Annotated in this window: 13 protein-coding genes and 2 pseudogenes; 6 read left to right on the top strand and 9 right to left on the bottom strand. The window is 70.4% G+C overall.

Annotation, left to right across the window (positions count from 1 at the left end; all coding sequences use genetic code 11):
* The first annotated feature begins 53 nt into the window (after positions 1 to 53).
* Positions 54 to 1,274 carry an acetyl-CoA C-acyltransferase gene (locus ABZ915_RS12615; protein WP_361800199.1) on the top strand — a complete coding sequence of 407 codons (1,221 nt, stop codon included), beginning with the start codon at positions 54 to 56 and terminating at the stop codon, positions 1,272 to 1,274.
* Complete coding sequence (locus tag ABZ915_RS12610; RefSeq protein WP_361800196.1) at positions 1,271 to 3,400, top strand: 3-hydroxyacyl-CoA dehydrogenase NAD-binding domain-containing protein; 2,130 nt, start codon at positions 1,271 to 1,273, stop codon at positions 3,398 to 3,400. The genes ABZ915_RS12615 and ABZ915_RS12610 overlap by 4 nt, the downstream gene beginning before the upstream one ends.
* Positions 3,401 to 3,466: 66 nt before the next feature.
* Here ABZ915_RS12610 and ABZ915_RS12605 read toward each other — a convergent pair whose 3' ends face one another.
* The 5 genes from ABZ915_RS12605 to ABZ915_RS12585 form a co-directional block, all read right to left on the bottom strand.
* A complete protein-coding gene (locus tag ABZ915_RS12605) occupies positions 3,467 to 4,522 on the bottom strand; it encodes an NlpC/P60 family protein (protein WP_361800193.1) in 1,056 nt (351 codons plus the stop codon).
* A 37-nt stretch (positions 4,523 to 4,559) separates the two neighbouring features.
* Entirely contained in the window at positions 4,560 to 5,042 is a 483-nt protein-coding gene (locus tag ABZ915_RS12600; RefSeq protein WP_225830536.1) for a poly-gamma-glutamate biosynthesis protein PgsC/CapC, read from the bottom strand.
* Complete coding sequence (gene pgsB, locus ABZ915_RS12595; RefSeq protein WP_361800189.1) at positions 5,039 to 6,673, bottom strand: poly-gamma-glutamate synthase PgsB; 1,635 nt, start codon at positions 6,671 to 6,673, stop codon at positions 5,039 to 5,041. Before pgsB ends, ABZ915_RS12600 begins: the two co-directional genes overlap by 4 nt.
* Before the next feature lie 6 nt (positions 6,674 to 6,679).
* The gene (locus tag ABZ915_RS12590; protein WP_361800186.1) at positions 6,680 to 8,938 is read right to left on the bottom strand and encodes a HAMP domain-containing protein; all 2,259 of its coding nucleotides are present in this window, start codon (positions 8,936 to 8,938) and stop codon (positions 6,680 to 6,682) included.
* 279 nt (positions 8,939 to 9,217) lie between these two features.
* Positions 9,218 to 10,402, bottom strand: coding sequence for a CapA family protein (locus ABZ915_RS12585; RefSeq protein ID WP_361800183.1), 1,185 nt, complete (start codon positions 10,400 to 10,402; stop codon positions 9,218 to 9,220).
* Positions 10,403 to 10,455: 53 nt separating this feature from the next.
* Here ABZ915_RS12585 and ABZ915_RS12580 point away from each other — a divergent pair, with 53 nt between their 5' ends.
* Positions 10,456 to 11,430, top strand: coding sequence for a hypothetical protein (locus tag ABZ915_RS12580; protein ID WP_361800180.1), 975 nt, complete (start codon positions 10,456 to 10,458; stop codon positions 11,428 to 11,430).
* A 12-nt stretch (positions 11,431 to 11,442) separates the two neighbouring features.
* Here the strand turns inward: ABZ915_RS12580 and ABZ915_RS12575 are convergent.
* A pseudogene (locus ABZ915_RS12575) lies at positions 11,443 to 11,577 on the bottom strand (HAD family hydrolase); the annotation flags it as partial.
* A 27-nt stretch (positions 11,578 to 11,604) separates the two neighbouring features.
* Positions 11,605 to 11,883, bottom strand: coding sequence for a hypothetical protein (locus ABZ915_RS12570; RefSeq protein WP_361800177.1), 279 nt, complete (start codon positions 11,881 to 11,883; stop codon positions 11,605 to 11,607).
* 546 nt (positions 11,884 to 12,429) lie between these two features.
* On the opposite strand from ABZ915_RS12570, the pseudogene ABZ915_RS12565 reads away from it, so the two are divergent.
* The 3 genes and pseudogenes from ABZ915_RS12565 to ABZ915_RS12555 all read left to right on the top strand — a co-directional run.
* A pseudogene (locus ABZ915_RS12565) lies at positions 12,430 to 12,626 on the top strand (RidA family protein); the annotation flags it as partial.
* A 596-nt stretch (positions 12,627 to 13,222) separates the two neighbouring features.
* A complete protein-coding gene (locus tag ABZ915_RS12560; RefSeq protein ID WP_361800174.1) occupies positions 13,223 to 15,163 on the top strand; it encodes a SpoIIE family protein phosphatase in 1,941 nt (646 codons plus the stop codon).
* 37 nt (positions 15,164 to 15,200) lie between these two features.
* Positions 15,201 to 16,586, top strand: a complete 1,386-nt coding sequence (locus ABZ915_RS12555) for an MFS transporter (RefSeq protein ID WP_361800171.1) — start codon at positions 15,201 to 15,203, stop codon at positions 16,584 to 16,586.
* 7 nt (positions 16,587 to 16,593) lie between these two features.
* Here ABZ915_RS12555 and ABZ915_RS12550 read toward each other — a convergent pair whose 3' ends face one another.
* Both ABZ915_RS12550 and ABZ915_RS12545 read right to left on the bottom strand, forming a co-directional pair.
* Positions 16,594 to 16,983 (bottom strand): hypothetical protein, encoded by a 390-nt coding sequence (locus tag ABZ915_RS12550; protein ID WP_361800168.1) that lies wholly within the window; start codon positions 16,981 to 16,983, stop codon positions 16,594 to 16,596.
* Between the two features lie 75 nt (positions 16,984 to 17,058).
* Positions 17,059 to 19,026, bottom strand: coding sequence for a PIG-L family deacetylase (locus ABZ915_RS12545; RefSeq protein ID WP_361800165.1), 1,968 nt, complete (start codon positions 19,024 to 19,026; stop codon positions 17,059 to 17,061).
* Between the last annotated feature and the right edge of the window lie 36 nt (positions 19,027 to 19,062).

Genomic DNA, 19,062 nt, shown 5'->3' with positions numbered 1-19,062 from the left:
CTCAGCGCTTGTGCTCGCAGCAGTGCCATCCCGCACCCTGGAGGAGAGCCATCGTGCCTCGTACCGTCAGGGACGTCGTCTTCGTAGACGGCGTCCGCACCCCGTTCGGCAAGGCGGGCCCGAAGGGCATCTACCACGAGACCCGCGCCGACGACCTCGTCGTGAAGGCGATCCGGGAGCTGCTGCGCCGCAACCCCGGGCTCGACCCGAAGAAGATCGACGAGGTCGCCATCGCCGCGACCACCCAGATCGGCGACCAGGGCCTGACCCTGGGCCGCACCGCCGGCATCCTCGCCGGTCTGCCCCAGTCGGTCCCCGGCTACTCCATCGACCGCATGTGCGCGGGCGCCCTGACCGCCGTGACCACCACGGCCGGTTCGATCGCGTTCGGCGCGTACGACGCCGTCATCGCCGGTGGTGTCGAGCACATGGGCCGCCACCCGATGGGCGAGGGCGTGGACCCGAACCCGCGCTTCGTGTCGGAGAAGCTGGTCGACGAGTCCGCCCTGTTCATGGGCATGACCGCCGAGAACCTGCACGACCGCTACCCGCACATCACCAAGCTGCGCGCCGACGAGTACGCCGTGCGCTCCCAGGAGAAGGCCGCCAAGGCGTACGCCAACGGCAAGATCCAGGCCGACCTGGTGCCGATCTCGGTGCGCCGCACCAGCCCGGAGGGCGGCGAGACGGGCTGGGGCCTGGTCACCGCCGACGAGCCGATGCGCCCGGGCACGACCCTGGAGAACCTCTCCGGCCTCAAGACCCCGTTCCGCGTCCACGGCCGGGTCACCGCCGGTAACGCGGCCGGTCTGAACGACGGCGCCACCGCCTCGATCATCGCCAGCGAGGACTTCGCCCGCGAGAACGGCCTGCCGGTCAAGATGCGCCTGGTCTCCTACGCCTTCGCGGGCGTGGAGCCGGAGGTCATGGGCTACGGCCCGATCCCCGCCACGGAGAAGGCCCTCGCCAAGGCGGGCCTGTCGATCGAGGACATCAACCTCTTCGAGATCAACGAGGCCTTCGCCGTCCAGGTCCTGGCCCTCCTCGACCACTACGGCATCGCCGACGACGACCCGCGCGTCAACCAGTACGGCGGCGCCATCGCCTACGGCCACCCGCTGGCCTCCTCCGGCGTCCGGCTGATGACGCAGCTGGCCCGCCAGTTCGAGGAGCAGCCGAACGTCCGCTACGGCCTGACCACCATGTGCGTCGGCTTCGGCATGGGCGCGACGGTCATCTGGGAGAACCCGCACTTCGACGGAGGCGACAAGTGAGCACCACCGCTGAACTCCTGAAGGGCGCGGCCGAGCTGTTCCCGGACGAGGTCGTCACGCAGGCGCACGTACGCCACTTCGATCTCCCCCTGGGGGCTGGCAAGTTCGCCCTCATCACGCTGGACAACGGCTTCGACCACACCAAGCCGACCACCTTCGGCCCGGCCTCGCTCGCGAACCTCAACACCGCGATCGACCAGGTGGAGAAGGAGGCCGCGGACGGCGAGATCGTCGGCGTCGGCATCACCGGCAAGCCGTTCATCTTCGCGGTCGGCGCCGACCTCAAGGGCGTCGAGCTGCTGAAGGAGCACAAGGACGCGCTGGCCATCGGCAAGGGCGGCCACGAGGTCTTCAAGCGGCTGTCGAAGCTGGCCGTGCCCACCTTCGCGTACTACAACGGCGCGGCGATGGGCGGCGGCGTCGAGGTCGGCCTGCACTGCACCTACCGCACGGTGTCCGCGGCCCTCCCCGCCTTCTCCCTCCCCGAGGTCTTCCTCGGCCTCGTCCCCGGCTGGGGCGGCTGCGCGCTGCTGCCGAACCTGATCGGCGCCGACAAGGCCGTCTCGGTCATCATCGAGAACAGCCTCAACCAGAACAAGCAGCTCAAGGGGAAGCAGGTCTACGAGCTCGGGATCGCCGACGCGATCTTCGAGGGCGCCGACTTCCTCGAGCAGTCGCTGATCTGGACGGCGACCGTCCTCAAGGGCGAGATCGTCGTCGAGCGCCCGGCGATCGACCGCGGCGAGGCCTGGGACCAGGCCGTCGCCAAGGGCCGCTTCATCGCGGACTCCAAGGTGCACGGCGCGGCCCCGGCCGCCTACCGCGCCCTCGACATCATCGCCGCCGCCAAGAACGGCGACCTCCAGCAGGGCTTCGACGCCGAGGACGTCGCCCTCGCCGACCTGATCATGGGCGGCGAACTGCGCTCCGGCATCTACGCCTTCAACCTGGTCCAGAAGCGCGGCAAGCGCCCGGCGGGCGCCCCGGACAAGAACCTGGCCCGCCCGGTGACGAAGGTCGGCGTGGTCGGCGCGGGCCTGATGGCCTCGCAGCTCGCCCTGCTCTTCCTCCGCCGCCTGGAGGTCCCGGTCGTCCTCACGGACATCGACCAGGAGCGCGTCGACAAGGGTGTGGGCTACGTCCACGCCGAGATCGACAAGCTGCTCGGCAAGGGCCGGATCAACCAGGACAAGGCCAACCGTCTCAAGGCGCTGGTCACCGGTGTCCTGGACAAGGCCGAGGGCTTCTCCGACGCGGACTTCATCATCGAGGCCGTGTTCGAGGAGATCGGCGTCAAGCAGACGGTGTTCGCGGAGGTCGAGGCGGTCGCCCCGGCGCACGCGATCCTCGCCACCAACACCTCCTCCCTCTCGGTGTCGGAGATGGCGTCGAAGCTGAAGAACCCCGAGCGGGTCGTCGGCTTCCACTTCTTCAACCCCGTGGCGATCCTCCCGCTCCTGGAGATCGTCCGCGGCGAGAAGACGGACGACGCCTCGCTCGCGACCGCCTTCGCGGTGGCCAAGAAGCTGAAGAAGACCGCGGTACTGGTCAAGGACGCCCCGGCGTTCGTCGTGAACCGCATCCTGACCCGCTTCATGGGCGAGATCCAGAACGTCATCGACGAGGGCACGCCGGTCGAGGTCGCGGAGAAGGCGGTGGAGCCCCTGGGCCTCCCGATGTCCCCGCTGGTCCTGCTGGAGCTGGTCGGGCCGGCGATCGGTCTGCACGTCTCGGAGACCCTCAACCGGGCCTTCCCGGACCGCTTCACGGTCTCCGCGAACCTCGCCGCCGTCGTCAAGGCCGGCAAGCGCGGCTTCTACGTCTACGACAGCGGCAAGCCCGAGCTCGACCCGGAGGTCGCCGCGCTGCTGAAGCAGGGCGACACCGTCCTGACCGAGGAGCAGGTCCGCGCCCGCGTCCTCGACGCGGTGGCCCAGGAGATCGGCCTGATGCTCGACGAGGGCGTCGTCGCCGAGGCCCAGGACATCGACCTCTGCCTCATCACCGGCGCCGGCTGGCCCTTCCACCTGGGCGGCATCACGCCGTACCTGGACCGCGAGGGCGTCTCGGAGCGGGTGAACGGCAAGAAGTTCCTGGCGACGGGCGTGGCCAGCGTGCCGGCGTAGCCGCCCCCGTACGGCCCCGATGCCCGGCACACCGACCGGTGTGCCGGGCATCGGCGTGTCGCCTGGTCAGAGGCGTTTGGCGCTGCGGAACAGCTGGGCGTAGAAGCCGTTGCCGTCGATGCGGGAGACGCCGCCCGTGTCCCCCATCGTGGGGCCGTTCTGCTCCTTGCGGCTGGAGAGGAAGACCTTGTGGCCCTCGGTGTCCAGCCCCAGGTAGAGGGCCACGTGGTCGATGTGGTTGCCGGTGCGGTGGTCCATCTTGAAGAACAGCAGGTCGCCCGGCTGGAGCGTGTCCGTGTTCTTCGGCCGGGTGTACCAGGGCGAGGGGCCCTGGAGCTTGATGATGTCGACGCCGGCCTTGGAGCGGGCCATGCCGTCGGCCGAGCGGGGCAGGCCGTCGCCCGAGGTGTTCGTGGCCATCAGCGGGTAGCGGGCGCGGTAGCCCCACACCATCCGCATGAAGCCGGAGCAGTCCAGCGCGCGGTAGCGCTCCTTGCGCGGGTACATCGTGGTGCCGTTGCGGAAGGTGTACGAGATGCCGAGGTAGTCGTAGAAATCGTTCTGCTCCAGGCGGTCCACCCCGTCCGCCTTGTACGGGCCGAACACCGCGTCACCGGCGTACGGCACGCCCGCGGAGTCCTTCTTCACCGGCACGCCCTGCACGTACTGGAAGGCGATCGCGAAGATGTCGTCCTCCTGGCTGCCCGAGTACTTCTTGAACCAGTCCTTGAACCACTGCTGGTTCTGGGCGCCCTTGACCCAGGGCTCCGGCATGAGGCGGACCCAGTCGTCGGTGACCACCTTGGTGCTGGTGTTGGCCGGTTCGCCGAAGGTCCGTGAAGGGCCCTTGAGAGTGGCCGTGCGGGCGCCGTCGGTGAAGGTGGCGATGACCGCGCCCTTGCCGTCGCGCAGTACCGAACGCGCCGGGCCGTTCAGCCGCTCCCAGGTCTGCTTGCCGGTCGCCTTGCCGGAGTTCCGCAGGGCGTTGTCGGTGACCGTCTGGGCGGCCGGGACCTTCGCCTGTTCGTCCTTGCGCAGTTCGTAGGTGAAGTACGCGCTGCCCGCGAGCAGCGACAGCACCGTCACCGCGTGGACGACGGGGCGGCCTTTGCGTTTCGGCATGGTGAGGGCTCCAGGATTACGTCGGGAACGTGCGGGCTCAGGCGGACGGCAGAGCGCCCAGCAGGATGCCGGCGGTCAGCACCACATAGGTGGCGAGGGTGACCGATCCGACGGACAGCAGCGTCGCGCCCTTGGGCTGGCGGACCAGCTGGTAGCCGATCAGGCCCGGGACGATGAACCCGAGCGTCTGGTTGGCGTACAGCAGCGGGAACTCCATCTGCAGCACGATGATCACGGTGGCCTGGATGAGCACGCCGCTGAGCACGACGGCCGCGAACAGCCGCTTGCCGTACAGGATCACGAACTTCTGCATCAGCAGCGTGGCGAGGTACGTCAGCACGGTCACGCCGACCACCAGGGCGGCCCGCTGAAGGTCCTCGATCAGGGTGAGCGCGAGCCAGCCCGGGGTGATCATGCCGCCCGGCGACAGGTTGGTCGTCAGGTAGCACATCAGGGAGAACATCAGGCCCAGGCCGATGCCGATCGCGGCGATCTCGGGGGTGAGGACGGAGGGGATCAACGCTGTTCTCCTGGGCTGTGCCACTGCTGGCTGTCGTCGGCGGAGGGCTGGGGAGGAACGCGGGGCTCGAACAGCCCGCGGGGCGGGGCCTGTCCGGCTGGTGGGCCGGTGTCCGGGCGCGGCTGCGGCGCGGCGGAGGCGGGCTGGTCACCGCGGTACTGCTGTGCCTGCGTCCAGGCGTCGTCCGGGTACGGCCGGTCGTATCCCGCCTGGCCCGCCGGTTGCTGCTCCGGGTACATGTTCGCGTTGTCCTGGTGCACGGGGGGCTGCTGGACGTACGGCTGCTGAACGTACGGCTGCTGCGCGTAGCGCGACTCGTACGCCTTCGAATACCTCTGGTAGGGGTCGATGCGGGGCGCGTACAGCTGCATGGTCTCGACGTGCTCGACCACGGCGGACTCCACCCCGGCGGGGCCGGCCGGGGCCGCGGCCACCGGCTCGTCGGCGCTCTCGTCCGGGGGGAGTTCGGCCAGGTGCTCCAGCAGGATCTCGCCCTGACCGTGGATGTTGCCGATCGCGACCAGCGAGGAGTCCGGGGCCAGTGTTCCCAGCATCTGGGCCATGAACTCCGCCGGGTCACGCTTGTCGCCGCCGAGGTCGACGGCGCGCGAGCGGAACTCGGCGGGGATGGCGTCGATGGCGGACTTGGCCGGGTGACCGATGACGAAGACGTGCTCGGGGTCGAGGTCGGGGATGATCTCGCCCATCTGACCGTTGCGTTCGACGCGGTCGGGGCGGCAGTTGATAACCACGTTGAGCGGGCGGTGGATGGCGCCGAGGTCGAGCAGCTGGTTGATGTTCATCAGCGTCGACTCGGGGTCGTTGGCCGCGAAGACGTTGGCGAAACGCAGCTTCTTCCCCTCGGGCGTCAGATAGCGCTCGACGGAGAGGACGCCCGGGTCCGGCGGGGCTTCGTACATGCCCTTCAGAGCCGTCTCGCGGTCGACACCGAGGAGTTCGGCGACGGTCAGCGCGATGGCGACGTTCTCCTTGAAGGTGAACCAGCTGAAGCCGCGCAGCTCCTCGTCGGTGACCGTCTCCGGGTCGGCGTAGACGAGTCGGCAGTTCCGGGCGTCGGCCTCCTCCTGGAGGATGTCGAAGCGCTCCTTCTCCGCGGTGACGCAGATGCCGTCCTCGGGCATCGAGCGGCACAGCGACCGCGCCACGTCGTCCAGGGTGGGGCCCATCTCGGCGAGATGGTCCTCGCGGACGTTGCACAGCACGCCGATCGTGGAGCGGATCAGCTTGGACTGGTTGATCTCCTGAAGGGCCGGCATGACGGCCATGCACTCGATCACGAGCGCGTCCGGCTGGTACGCGGCGGCGCGCCGCACGATGCCGATCTGCTCGACGACGTTGGCTATGCCGAACTTGCGGTAGACGGGCTCCTCGGTGGCGTCCGGGTGGATGAACCGGGCCGCGGTGCCGGTCGTCTTGGCGACGGTGGTCAGGCCACCGCCGCGCAGGGCGCCCGCGCACAACCGGGTGATGGACGACTTGCCGCGGATGCCGTTGATCAGGACCCGGGTGGGTATGTGGTCCAGGTTGGTGAAGTGCCGGCGTTGCTCGACGACGCCCGCGACGAGCATGATCGAGCAGCCCGCCAGCAGCACGGTGTAGAGGAAGAACACGAGTGATCAGTTCCTTGTGTACTGCTGCGGCGCGGAGGCCTGGGGCTGGGTGCGGCGGGGCGACTGCCGGCGCTGGTCGTGAAGCTGCTGCCGGATGAGTTCCAGGGAGCGGGTGACGGCGCCGACCTCGTCGTGGTGCTGCGGGAACAGCACGGTCTTGCGGTCGCCGCCGGCCAGTGCCTCGGAACGTCCGGCCAGCGAGCGCAGCGGCCGGGCCACGACGATGTGCAGCCAGCCCAGGCAGGCGACGGCCGCGGCGCTGCCGAGCAGTCCGGCGAGCACGGTGCGGTTCTGGGCGTCGTACTGGGGTATGTCGAGCCGGCCGGCGGGCTGCCAGCTGACCACACTCCAGCCGAGGGCCTCGGCGGGGCCGCTGCCGGCGAACGGGGCGGCGGCGGCGATCCGTACGCCGTTGTCGCGGTAGAGCACCCCGTTCGCGCGGGCCTTCTTACCGAGCCGCTGGGCGCTGGCGGCGACCAGGTCCTTCAGGTGGTCGTCGGGCAGCGACTGGAAGGCGAGGAAGCCGGTGTTGCCGGCGATGACCTTCTCGTGGTCGTCGACGAGGCGGACCACGCCCATGCCCGGCCGGGTCAGCAGCGCGTTGAAGAACTCGACGCGGAACTCGCCGACGAGCTGGGCGCCGTCGCGTCCGGGGATCTCGGTGTTGGCGACGACGACGGGCTGCTTGCCGCCGTGGCCCAGCAGCCGGATCGCGGTGTCGGAGACCCGGTGGGAGCGAATCAGCTTGGGTTCCTTGCCCTCGCGGGCCAGGATCTCGCCGGAGGAGTCGACGACGTAGAGGGAGCGGTAGCGCCGGTTCTCGTCGAGGGTGCGTTCCAGCACCTTCGCCATGGCCTCGGGTTCGGTGCGATTGCCGATGAGGGAGCCGACCGAGTCCAGGTCGGCGCTGCCCTCGTTGAGCGCGCGGCGTACCCGGTCACTGAGTGTGTCGGTGCGTTCGCGCTGGTCGCTGACGAGCTGCTGCGGTACGACGGCGGTGGAGTCGGCGCGGTTGATCAGCAGCATCAGCGGCACCGACCAGGCCAGCAGCAGTACCGCGCACCCGACCAGCAGGGCGCGGGTGCCCACCTTGCGCAGTCCGCGCGGGCGCGCGGCCGGGCCGGTGTCTTCGGCGCTCTCGCCGAGCAGCTGGCGGCGCAGCCGTTCCAGGGCGTGGCCGACGCGGTGCGCCTCGCCGTAGCCGGGGACGGTGACGGGCCGGGTCAGGTCGCCGCGGGTGAGGCGGCGGGACTCCAGGAACAGCCGGATCAGCGGGCGCTGCACGGTGCCGAGGAGCACGGCCACGGCGATGGAGCCGACGACGAGGAGCGCGGCGCCCGCCAGCAGGCCGAACACCAGGGAGTGGGCGCGGGTGGGGTCCTCGCTCACCTTGACCATGGCCACCACGGACAGGCCGAGCCCGGAGGCGGTGGTGGTCTCCCCGGGGGAGGGCGCGGCCAGTGTGGCGTATCCGGCGACGGACCGGTCGCTGAGCACACGCCCGCCGACCGTGCTCCCGCTGACGCCCTGGTAGCCGCCCATGCCGGGTTCCTTGCTGCTGCGCGGGTCCTGCCGGGCCTTGCGGGCGGCGAACTCGGCGAAGGCCTCCAGTTGCTTGCGGGAGAGCTTGATCTCCTTGCGATCGGTGCTGGTGCGCACCTGCTCGGGCTCGGGGATGCCGTCGCTGCTGAGGATCGCGCCGTCCCGGTCGGCCACGGCGATGGACCGGAACTGGCCGATGCTGATGCCGGGGAACGTCAGGTTGCTGGACGCCACGAGCAGCAGCTGCGGTTTGCCCGGCCAGGACAGCAGCGCGAGGGACAGCAGCCGCGTCTCCCCGTTCTTCAGCCGGACCATGCGCGGCGCGAGGCCGCCCTCGTCGCCGAGGGTGGCGGTGTTCACCGAGGTCAGAGGCACGGTCTCACCGCGGGCCGCGACCAGCTTGCCGGTGCGGATCTCGACGACCGCGGTACCCGTCCACTTCTGGTAGGTGCTGCCGAGCTTGTCGAGGACGGCGTCGCCCGTGACCGGCTGGCCGGCGCTGAACAGCGCGGCGGACCGGGTGAGGTCGGTGACGGACTCGTCGATGGAGGCACGCAGCGCGATGGCGCCGTCCTCCGCGAAGTGCTGCTGCGAGGTCAGCACCGCCTTCGGCACCCCGGCGTTGTCGACCCGGCCCAGCACGAGTGCCGTGATGCCGGCGAGCGACAGCAGCAGCACCGAGAGAACCGCGATCGGCGGGCGGATGCCTCCGATCAGCGACATGTCGGCTCGTCGGCGGGCTCGGTGCTGCCGCGACGGGGGCGGTGACGCCAAGGGAGGGTCCTCTCGGGGCGTGCGGCGGTCGGTCCGCACGGAAGCAGTGACGATATTTCGGATGTACGTGCGTTTCAGGCACAGCTGCTTCTCAGGTGCACCCGAAGCACTCAGACGGGTAAGAGTCTTACTAAGTTGCACTCTTACTTATGTGAGCTGCACAACATCTGTGCCCATATGATCAAGAATGGAGAAGTGTGCACGTCACGCGGCCGACGGCCGTCGCCATCACGGCAACGGGGTCAGCGGCTTCAGACCGTCCTCGGCCGCGCCGCGGTTGTAGAGGGTGCCCTCGGTACGTTCGAAGGCGAGCCGCAGCCGGGCCTTCTGCCGGTCCGTGAGGCCGTCGTCGTCGCGAAGCGCCGCCGGCACGTCCAGCAGGCGGTAGTCCCGGGCGTCATCGTCGGTGTAGGTCGCTTTGCCGCCGTCCGTGGCATTCACCGCGTCCGGCGGGATCTGCAGCATCGTCGGCTCGAAGCTCGGCTGGACGTCCCAGTGACCCTTGCCGCGCTCGGTGAACTTGAACCAGGCGATCACGCCCTCCTCGGTCAGACCCGTCGGCTGCGCGTGCCGGGCGATCTGGTTGCCCATGCCGTACGCGACCCAGAGGCCGTCGACCTTCTCCATCGGCTGCACGACGTGCGCGTGGTGGCCGATGACGAGGTTGATGCCGGTGTGCCGGGCCAGTTGCCGGGCGAAGGAGAGCTGCGCGGCGGTGGGGGCCGGCTGGTGCTCGTGACCCCAGTGGATGGAGAGGATCACCACCTCGGCACCGGCCTTGCGGGCGCGCTGCTCGGCGGCCTTGATCCCGGCGAGACTCTGCTGGTTGGCCAGCCAGGGCTTGTTCTTCGGCATCGTGTGCGGCTCGTTGAAGCCGTACGCGAACGATATCTGCGCGACCTTCACGCCCTTGACGTTCATGACCAGCGGGGTGAGCGACTCCTTCTCGGTACGGAAGGAGCCCGTGTGCTTCACGCCGGCGGCGTCCAGCGCGTCCAGGGTTCGCTTCACGCCCGCATACCCGTGGTCGAGCGTGTGGTTGGAGGCGGTGGAGCAGGTGTCGTAGCCGAGGTCCTTGATCGTCTTCGCGGTCTGCGGCGGCACCTCGAAGTCCGGAAAGCCCTCGAACGGACCCTTCGTGGTGCCCATCACCGGCTCCTGGTGGCAGATCGCCAGGTCGGCCTTGCTGATCAGCGGCTTGATCCCGGCCATCATCGGCCCGAAGTCCAGCCCGTTCACGCCCTTGCCGGTGTGCTTGGCGTCCTTGCGGGACTGGTCGACCAGTTCGGGATGCATCAGGATGTCCCCGGCCGCCGCGACGGTGAAGGAACGTCCGCCGCCCTGGCCGCCCCCGTCGTCGGAGACGAAGCCGCAGCCGGTGACGGCGGCGGCGAGGAGGAGCGGGCTCAGCAAGGCCGGCAGGGTGCGGCTACGGCATATTTTCACCGGGATATCTTGATACAACCATGAGAGCCACTCGCTCGCGCATCATAACGATCGCAACAATTCTGCTGGTCATCGCCGGTGTGCTGACCGCTGTGCTCCGCGTCACCCGCGACGGAGGCGGGGATTCCGGACCCCGCCCGGGCTCGGGTGCCCAGCAGGTCGACCTGGCGCGCGAGGTGGCGGACTTCACCAGCCGGTTCGGCGCGGACCGCGGTTACCGGCAACCCGGCCGAGCGGACCGCACGGCCATCGCCGAAGGCGTCGGGCTGCTCCTGGACGGCCACCGCGAACAAGCGGAACACTTGCTTTCCCAACGTGACTTCACGGTGCGCACGGTCTTCGACCGGGTCTCCGAACGCCGCTACGCCGAAGTGGCCGACCGCACCGACGCCGCCGCGGCACCGCGCGGCTGGGGCCGGGTCTACGTCGATCTGGACCACCCTCCGCGCTGGTCGGTCCAGATCCCGCACCCGGTCGCCGACCTGGGCACCGAGCAGCTGGGCGTTCGGGCCCTGCGCGACTCACCCGGCGGCACAATGGTGCTTGCGGGCGCACATCGCAAAGCCGGACGCGGGAACTCCGCGGACGTGGCGCACCGCCGGGACACCGTCTTCTATGCCATCTGCGCCGAGCTGGCCCGCCGCGGGATGCCCGGGGTCCAGTTGCACGGCATGGCCGCCTCCTCGGCCCCCGGCTACGACGTGGTCGCCTCCACCGGTGCCGGATCGGCGGGCCGCGCGGACGGCCGCAGACTGGCCGACGCCCTGGGCACCCAAGGCTTCCACGTGTGCCGATCCTGGGTGCGGGACTGCCCGCTGGAGGGCCGGGAGAACATGGAGGGCCGCGCCGCCGACGCCGCGAACGTGCCCTTCCTGCACGTCGAGTTCGCCCCCGAGGCGCGCGCCGACGGGGCGCCCGCCGACCGAGCGGCCACCGCGGTCAGCGAGGTCACACGCCGCTGGGCGACCGCCGGCGGCGGTGCTCGCGTCCAGTGAGCGCGAGCAGGCCAGGGCAGTGCGCAGCCAGTTCAGGGAGCCGGTCTCCAGCACTGCGTCAGCGAGGGCTTGGCCGCTCTTGGTGACGATCCGGCCGCGGCTGTTGTCGATCCACCGCCGAGCACTCGCATGACCTTGCGCCTTGTAGGGGTCAGGTCGTCGGACACCGTCGGGCTATAGGCCGCGAAGTGCTTCGTGGAGGTCGCCGTAGACGCTCCAGCAGGTGACGCTGCCGTCGTCGTTCAGGCTGCCCATGTACCAGTCGTCGTCGTTGACGGCTTTCACCAGACAGAGTCCGTGGAATCCCAAGACGATCTCGGCGTGGAGCCGCTCACCTTGCGCCGGCCAGCCCATCACGACGCGATCGGTGCCGAGAGGTGTGGCCTCCCGGTCGCCGGAGACCTCGCGGATCTCTTCCAGCGTCCAACCTGCCGGTAGCTGCCTGCCTCCCATCCGATGATGATGACAGCCACCACACGCGCCGAGTGCGCCACGGCTTCTCTGAGCACCGCTTCAGGAGTTCCGTGAGACTCAGCCGGCCGTTCGGACCGCCCCGGACCCGGTCGGCATCGTCTGGTGCGGTTGCGGTGCGGCCGTTGAGGCACGGCGACGAGGTCCGTGCTCGCGGCGGCCGCACTCAGCTGGGCAGAGGGTAGAACCCGGAAGGGCCACGGACGGCGTTTGCCCGAGTTGGAGGCACGCGGCGCCCGAGACGTCGGCCGTCAACGCGTCGATCCGCACGGCGGTTTCAGGTCGCTCGGAAAGTGGGCTGTGCAGCTCGGCCTCGACTGGTGTGTCGAAGGGTGCGCCTTCGAGCGTGGCGAGGGCGGTCAGAGTGGCGCCGGAGTGGAGCTCCGCTTCCTCGATGGTCATCCGCCAGTGAAGCTCTGCCTCTGCCAGGAGTTGCTTGCCGTGGTTCCCGTGGGCGAGAAGAGCGCTGCGACGGCCGCGGATGAGGCGCGCGATGGCGCAGCGGAGCGGGACGTCGGTGCCGTAGGGCAGGTGGACGTAGCCTTCGACCGGTTGCGATCGGCTCTGGAAGGCGTGGGGCTCGGCTACGAACACGTCGTCCGCCTGGCAAGGCCCTGCACGCCCGCTTCGGCGACCGGCTCCCGGCCCAGACACTGAGCGGCGTCGCCTCGCTCGCGCTGCCGGGGATGCTGTTCGAGGTGGACGCGGGGGCGGTACGCCCGTAGGGCTCGCTGTCCCGCGCGCGGCTTCATACCGGCGGTCCGCAGGGCGAGATCTTCAGTCTGGCGCTGGAGGACAGCGACTTCCTCGGCGGTACGGTGCGCGTCGACCGGGTCTTCCGGGACCCGGAGAGCACCGAAGGCGGCCCCCATACGGCCTACGGGGCGTTGATCCCCTGACCTGCATCGCAATTCCGGGACCGCCGTTTGGGGCCTGATATGGTGAAAAATCACATTTAGCACCATGGCCAGGCAGGAGGTCGGGTGGCACCTAGGTCGGCTGAATCAGGGAGTCACCATCCGCAGCCGAGGCTCAGCATCTGGGCTGCTGCGAATGACGGGTTCCTGGACGCCGAGACCCTGACGCTGGCTCTCCGGGCGACCGAGTGCCTGGGCATCCGGGGTGCATTCGTGCATTGGTGCGATCCCACGACCGGCCGGCTGCGCCTGGTGGCGGCTGGCGGTTCCACGCCGTGGAGCGCCGCGGTGTGGGCGGACCTGCGGGACGGGCAGGATGCGGTGCCGGAGTGGGCAGGGTGCCGTAACGACTACGACTGGGCCGGAGGGGACAGCTGGGGGTCGGCGCGGGCGGCACGGCGGCGGTGACCCTGCCCGGTGCCGATGGGCCGGTCGGGGTGCTGTCCGTCCTTACCGTGGGGCCCGGCGAACCGGATGAGGCGCAGCGGTCCTTCCTGCGTTCGCTGGCCTCGTGGACCGCCGCCCGTCTGACGGGCCTGCCCGGCACGTCACCGGGCCTCAGCCCGGATGCCGGGGCCGAGCGGACCGTGCGGATGGGGGAGCTGACGGTAGCGCTCGCCGAGGCGATCACCTCCAAGGACGTCGTGCGGGCCGTCGCGAAGCATGTCCTGCTTCCGTTCGGCGCCGACGGGCTGGTGTTCTACGCACTCGAAAGCGGCCGGCTGCATGTGGTCGGCGCCGCCGGATACCCGCAGCACTTCCTGAACATGCTCGACGGGCTTCCGCTCACCGCCAATGCCGCGGCCGCCGATGTGCTGCAGACCCGTATCCCCCGGTTCCTGGAATCGGACGTGGAGGCATGCCTGCAATATCCGGAACTGCACAACATCTGGTCGACGTCGCCGATGGAGGCCCGGGCGTTCCTCCCCATGATCGCCTCCGGGCGCTCCGTCGGAATCTGTGTGGTGGCCTTCACCCGGCCGCGGTCCTTCAGCAACGAGGAACGCACCTTGCTGACGGCGCTGAGCGGTCTGGTCGGCCAGGCGCTGGAGCGGGCCCGCCTGTACGACGTGGAGCACGCCCGCGCACAAGGACTCCAGCGCGGCCTGCTGCCCCGGACCCTGCCCCGTCTGCCGGCCGTCCGCGCCGCTGCCCACTATCTGCCCGCGGGCAGCAGCGAGGAGGTCGGAGGTGACTGGTACGACGTGATACCGCTGTCCGCCGACCGGGTCGCCATGGTGATGGGCGATGTCATGGGGCACGGCATCACTGAGGCGGCCACCATGGGTCAGCTCCGTACCGCCGTACGCACCCTTTCCGGTCTGGAGATACCCCCGGACGAGCTGCTCAGCCATCTCAACGACGTGGTCAACGATCTCGGCGAGGACGCCCACGCCACCTGCCTGTACGCCGTCTTCGACCCGGTCACCGGGGTCTGCTCGTTCTGCCTGGCCGGTCATCCCCCGCCGGTGGTCGTCCATCCCGACGGCACCGTCCGCTGTCTGCGCCTGGAACCCGATGCGCCGCTGGGCGCCTCCACACCGCCGTTCCACACCCACGAGGTACCGCTGCCCGGGGAGAGCCTTCTGGTGCTGTGCACGGACGGACTGGTCGAATCCCCCTCCCGGGACGTCGACCAGGGACTGACCGAACTCCAGCAGGTCCTGGCCCGGCAGCAGCCCGCCGTCTCCTTCACGACCGGGGACCAGGACGAGGACGAGGACGTGCGGCGGTTGGAGGACCTGTGCTCCACGGTCGTTTCGACGCTGCTGCCCGACCACGGCCAGACCAACGACGACGCGGCCCTGTTGATCGCCCATACCCGGTGCACCGACGCCGGTGACGTGGTCTCCCGCGAACTCCCGGAGGACCCGCGGGCAGCCGGCCAGGCCCGCGAGTTCGTCCGCGAGCGGCTGGGCGCCTGGGGCCTGGAAGACCTGGTCACCACCACGGAGCTGCTGGTGAGCGAGTTGGTCGGCAACGCCGTCCGGCACGCCAAGGGCCCCGTCCGGCTGCGTCTGCTGCGCAGCCGCAGTCTGATCTGCGAGGTGTACGACGGCAGCCTCAGCACGCCGCGGATACGCCACGCCTCCTACACCGACGAGGGCGGCCGCGGCCTGCAACTCGTCGCCGCGTTCTCCGCGCGCTGGGGTGCGCGCTACCTGCCCGACGGCAAATGCATCTGGACCGAGCAGGACCTGGCGCACAGCACCGAGCCGGCCCCCGATTCGGCCGCCCCCGTCAAGTCACTGTACGGGCCGCGCCCTCCGCCCCAGGCAGCAGAGCCGGCCATGGCGGGCACTGTCCGGCGCACCGCACGCAAGCCCGAGCGGACACCGGGCTGAATCCGGTCCGGCCGTTCCCCGCTCGCCGAGGTACCCGATGACGTACGACCCACGCCGCGACCCCACGGCCCGGCACACCGATGCCCCGGCCGCCACCGCCACCGACACCGCCGGGACGTCTTCCGGCTCCGCGGCCCGCCGGGCACTGGTCGGCGCGTGGCTGGGATTCTTCGTCGACCTCTTCGACATCTATCTGCCCATCGTGGTCCTGACACCTGCCATCGAGTACTTCGTCTCGCCGAGGCTCGGCACCGCGGGCACCGCCATCGTCAGCAGCGGTATCTTCGGCGTGACCCTGATCGGCCGCCCGGTCGGCGCCGCGGTCTTCGGGCGCATCGCCGACACGGTCGGACGCAAGCGGGCCACGGTGATCGCCATGACCGGCGCGGGGACCGTCACCCTCCTGATGGCGCTGCTTCCCGGGTACCACCAGATCGGCGTGACCAGCGTGATCTTGTTCCTCGCGCTGCGACTGCTGGCCGGGGTCTTCCTCGGCGGGGAGTACACCGGCGCCAACCCGCTCGCGATGGAGGCTGCCCCACGGGCCAAGCGTGGCCTCTACAGCGGAATCATCAACACCGGATTCCCGCTCGCCTACGCCGCCGTCTCGCTGATCACTCTCCTGCTGCTGCTCCTCATGCCGTCTCAGGGGGCGCGTTCGGCGTACGCCCAATGGGGATGGCGCATACCGTTCGTGATCGGCGCCCTGCTCTCCCTCGCCCTGGCCGTCTACTACCGCCGCACGGTCAGCGAATCAGCGGTGTTCGCCGGGGCCCAGCGGACCCGCGCACCACTGAGAGAGCTGTTCTCCCCGCACAACGCGCGCCGCTTCATCCAGGTCTTCGTCCTGATGACCGGATTCTGGCTGTCCTTGCAACCGATCGCCGCCTCGCTGCCCCTGCTGCTCGGCAAACACGGCGTAGGCATGACCAGCCGCCAGGTCACGCTCACCCTGGTCGTCGCATACCTGCTGCTCGCCGGCGCCGAGGTCGCCGCCGCGGTGCTCAGCCAGCGCATCGGCCGCAAGTACTTTCTGACCTGGGCCGGCGGGGGCATCGCACTGGCCGGCGGCGGGCTTTTCCTGGCGGTCGTCGGCATCGGCCCGGGCCACCCGGTCTGGACGGTCACCGCGACCATCCTGCTCGTCCTGGTGGTCCTGTGCCCGTGGGCGGTGCTGCCCGCCTACATCAACGAGCGGTTCGCCACCCCGGTCCGCGCCTCCGGCTACGGGCTGGCCTACAGCCTGGCCGTGGTCATCCCCTCCTTCTACGCCTTCTACCAGGCCGGTCTCAGTACCTTCATGCCCTACGACCACACCGGCGCGGTCCTGTTGATCACGGGCGCGGCGCTGATCCTCGTGGGCGCGCTCACCGGCCCGGAAACCACCCACCTCGATCTCGGTCACGCCGACGAACCGTCCTGAGACCGCTTCAGGAGAGCGGGGCGGCCTCGACATGGACGGCGCGGAGTTCCGTGCCGTCGCTGTCGCGGCGGGAGCGGCCCAGCATGCCGACGGCCAGGTGGGAAGGGTCCTCGGGGTCGTCGCGCGGGACGAAGGTGACGACGTCCGGGTGGTGGCTCGTCACCAGCCAGCCCTCGCCGTTGTTGAGTTCGAGCACGCGGAAGTCGCCGGCCGAGGTGGCGACGTGTACGGGGCCGAATTCGCGGAGGGTGCCGATGGCCTGCTCGGCGAGATCACCGGCGGGGTGTTCGAGCACCACGCAGGTGCCGTGCTCGAACAGCACCCATGACTTGCCGGAGCCGGTGAGCAGACGCCGCCAGGCGTCGATGAGTTTCTCGGTGTCCACGGTGGTCATCATGGCGCACTCGCGCCTTCCACCATGCCCGAAGGCGACAGGGCGACGGGCCGGCCCCTCCGCCCCGGCTCGCGGCCCTCAGCCCACGACCTGCCAAGGGCCGAACCCCACCGAGCCGCGGCCGGCCTGGCGGGCGACGGCCAGGCGGCCGTCGGGGCCCAGGACCGCGATCGTGGCGCGGCCGTGGACGTCGAAGGCGGCGGCTGGGGCGTGGGCCGGGGGACCGCCGAGGGTGTCGGTGGGGAGTTCCTGCCAGGGGTGGTCGCCGGGGAGGAAGCGGTAGGCGACGCCGCCCGGGTCGCTGAGGGTGGCCACCAGGGTGCCGGTCTCCGTGTCGGGGCCCGGGGCGCAGGCGATGGCGCCGAAGCCGCCGCGGCCGCCGATGGGCACGGCCGGCTTGTTCCACTGACCGCCCGGCGCGTCTTCCTCGGCCATGAGTAGTCGCCCTGTCTCGGGCTGCCGGTAGACCGTCATGACCCGGCCGTTCGGCTGCACGGCGGCCGCGGGGGGCGAGGCGGGGACCGTGAGCCGGAAGCGGGGGCCGCGCCGCAGCGGCCGGTCGTAGGCGCCCTGGGCCCAGTGGAAGACACCCTCCCGGCTGGCGGCGAAGACCTCCACCTTGCCGTTCGGCGCGGTCACCGCCGCGAGGCCCTCCTGGAGTTCGTGGCCGCGCAGGTCCGTCCACCTGCCCCAGACACCGTCCGTCTCCTGGACGCGGGTGTGCAGACCCTGGCCCCCGTTGCGTACGAAGAGGTGCAGGCGTCCCATCGCGTCACGGGCGACGGCCGGCGTACCCAGATGCCGGTCGCGCCCGGGGTCCCCCGCCGAAGGGTTGCCCAGGATGGCCCACGCGGTGAACGCCCCGTCCCGCTCGGCCTGTTCGAGCAGCACGATCTCCCGCCGCTGGGAGTGGTCGGGCCCCAGGTGCGACATGCGCCGGGCGAAGACCTGCCAGCGGCCGTCCGGTGTCAGGCTCACCGCGAGTCCCGGTGCGAGCGGCCCGCCGCCCAGGAAGAACGGTCCGCGCCACTGGCCGTTTCCCGGCTGGGTCTCCAGCCACACCGCGGCCTGCTGGTTGACGACGGCGAACGCCGTCAGGCGGCCGCGCGTGTCCCGCCCGAGCCAGGCCCCGTGCGGATAGCGCGGGGTGGTGCTCTGTACCCATCCCGTGCCACGCGCGCCCAGACCGACCGCGTAGTCGCCGCTGCCGGCGGGATCGCCGCAGTCGTATCCGTCGGCCGCGCCGTAGACGTTGAGGAAGTACTCCTTCAACGAGACGGTCCGCGGGCTGAGTGTGTACGGCCAGCGTTCGTTGGCGTAGCCGCGGAAGGCCTCGACCACGAAGGTCCCGCCCTCGCCCAGGGCCTGGTACCGCTCCAGCGCCAGCCACGAGAAGAGGGCGGTCGCGGTGTGGTCGCAGTGGTCCGCCAGATCGCCGAAGTCGTGGTGCTGCGGGAAGCGTTCGCCGTGGACCAGCCGGTCCGGGTCCGGGTCCATGGTGCGTACGAGGGTCGGCCGGACGAGGTCGAGGATCTGGACCAGCGTGTCCACCAGTCCGGAACGCGTGTACCAGGAGCGCTCGTTCACCAGCCCGCCGCTCACCACCAGTGTGGGGACCCGTTCGGTCTCCTCCTGCCAGAGCACGTGCAGACTGCGCGGCGGCCCTTCGGAACCACCGTGCTGCCGGATGTTGAGGAAGACCAGCTTCACCCACGGTGCCTCGGCCAGTGAGTAGACCTCGGCGACGGCGCCGCCCGCCGTGGACAGGATGGACGGGGTCCAGGGCGCGGTGCGGTCACCGAGGACCATCGCACCGTACGCGGCCCTGATGCCGTTCTGCCGCGCCTTCCCGTAGGCTTCCCGGTCCTCGGCGGGGGGCGCGACCTGCCAGGGGCGGGGGTTGCGACCGTCGGCGTCCCCGCTGGTCAGGTAGACCGTCGTGGTGGGCGTGCCCGCCTTGATCGCCTGGAAGGTCACGGGGTTCATGAAGTACAGGTCGTCGTCCGGGTGGGCCACGATCTGGAGCACGGAGGCGGGGCTGGACACGCTGGAGTTTCTTTCTTCGCTCTGGTCGGGTGCTTC

The sequence above is a fragment of the Streptomyces sp. NPDC046915 genome (assembly GCF_040644935.1).
Lineage (GTDB): Bacteria > Actinomycetota > Actinomycetes > Streptomycetales > Streptomycetaceae > Streptomyces.
Note: the sequence above shows the minus strand (reverse complement) of the source record. Positions and strands in the feature narration are given on the sequence as shown.